General features: G+C 49.8%; 1 protein-coding gene. It reads right to left on the bottom strand.

The features are described 5' to 3' along the window. The coding region (locus ACUVJL_RS05775; protein WP_445244983.1) for a tetratricopeptide repeat protein at positions 1 to 1,818 on the bottom strand (1,818 nt) is incomplete at its 3' end. Positions 1,819 to 1,938: the final 120 nt, after the last annotated feature.

Here is a 1,938-nt window from a genome sequence, read left to right as displayed (position 1 = left end):
TCTGCTAGTTATTGCTGTGCGGAAAGCTGTTGCTGCTGTTTCAATGTCAACCTGTTTTGGCAATTCATAGCTAGTTAGTCCCGTTGATGTTACAACCCACAAATAACTGCGAGCTTCGCCGAGGGAATACTGCAATAAAATCGTGTTGTCATCGAGAATCTGTTTCTGAATTTCTGGCAGTGTTAAAGGTTGGGGTTGGGTGAGGGCAGCGTAGCGGGGGCTAGCACTACGAATCTCGGTTTGAATTTGCTGATTTTGTTCCAAAAGTGCGAGGCGCTGTTTGTCGATTTCAGCGATTTTAGTTTGATTGGGGTTGGGACTGCTGACTGCTTCGATGCGCTGCTTTTCAATGGCATCGAATTGCTGTTGCACGCTCTTTTCTTGTTGCAGTAAATCGGGGGAAATGCCTTCGCGAATGTTGGCGTTACTTTCTTGGAGGAGTTCGAGGAGGCTGCGGGCGCGAGAACGTTCGCTGGCCTCTAAGGCTTTTGTATCGTAACCGGATTTAGGATTAGTTTTGTGCAGTTGCATTAACAAATCGATGTATAATTCGTAGTAGTTTTGTACTGTCGCAAAGTATGAGCTGCGGAGTTCTGGGCGGGCAATTTTGATGCGGAGGTTTTCGATAATTTTGAGAGAGGATTCAATATTGTTGAGGGCTTCGGTAAGATTGTTTTGGTCGCGTTTGGCAAAAGCTATGTTGTTGAGGGTGGTAGCTTCCCCAGCGCGATCACCTACTGCCCGACTCAGGGGAAGCGACTGCCTGTAATACTCTAGCGCTTTCTGTTGTTCTCCCAATTCTGAGTAGACTAGGCCGATGTTGTTGAGGGTGGTAGCTTCTTGCTTGCGATCGCCTACTGCCCGAGACAGGGGAAGGGACTGGCTGTAATACTCTAGCGCTTTCTGGTTTTCTCCCAAGGCTGAGTAGATACCGCCAATGTTGTTGAGGGTGGTAGCTTCTTGCTTGCGATCGCCTACTGCCCGAGACAGGGGAAGGGACTGACTGTAATACTCTAGTGCTTTCTGTTTTTCTCCCAAGGCTGAGTAGACACTGCCGATGCCAGTGAGGGTGTAAGCTTCCCCACGGCGATCGCCTACTGCACGTCTCAGGGAAAGGGACTGGCTGTAATACTCTAGCGCTTTCTGTTTTTCTCCCAATTCGGAGTAGACTAAGCCGATGTTGCTGAGGGTACTAGCTTCCCCACGGCGATCGCCTACTGCTCGACTCAGAGGAAGCGACTGGCTGTAATACTCTAGCGCTTTCTGTTGTTCTCCCAATTCTGAGTAGGCACCGCCGATGTTGTTGAGGGTGCTAGCTTGCCCGCCGCGATCGCCCACTGCCCGACGCAGGGGAAGCGACTGGCTGTAATACTCTAGCGCTTTCTGTTGTTCTCCCAAATCTGAGTAGACTAAGCCGATGTTGTTGAGGGTGACGGCTTCCCCGCGGCGATCGCCGGTTGCCCGAAAAAGCGGAAGTGACTGGCTGTAATACTCTAGCGCTTTCTGTTGTTCTCCCAAATCTGAGTAGACTCTGCCAAGACCAAGGAGGCTAAGTGCTTGCCCTCTATTGTCGCCCGCTTCTCGATACAGCTTTAATGCTTCTTCCAACTTGACGATCGCACCTCTTTTTGCTTCCGCCGTTCCTTGCTGGTAGAGTTGTGCTCCTTCGTTTAATGCTTTTTCAGCAGCCTCGCTACTGTTAGTTTGTGCTGTTTGTAAGACTTTGCCAACAAACACGGTTGCTGCAACTGGCTGACTTAACTGAAGCGAAAGTGCGATCGACATACCGGCCAAAACCCATTGAGTGCGATCGAACATAGCCAGCCCTTTTGTATTTGCTTCAATCTTACTCACTAGCCCGCTTAGTGTAAAGGCAGGAAGAAGTCAGGGCGATCGGTCTTTTTCCTGAATACAAAACAATTGGCAAACGCGACCCAA

It is taken from the genome of Microcoleus sp. OTE_8_concoct_300, from assembly GCF_031383065.1.
Classification (GTDB): domain Bacteria; phylum Cyanobacteriota; class Cyanobacteriia; order Cyanobacteriales; family Microcoleaceae; genus Microcoleus.
Note: the sequence above shows the minus strand (reverse complement) of the source record. Positions and strands in the feature narration are given on the sequence as shown.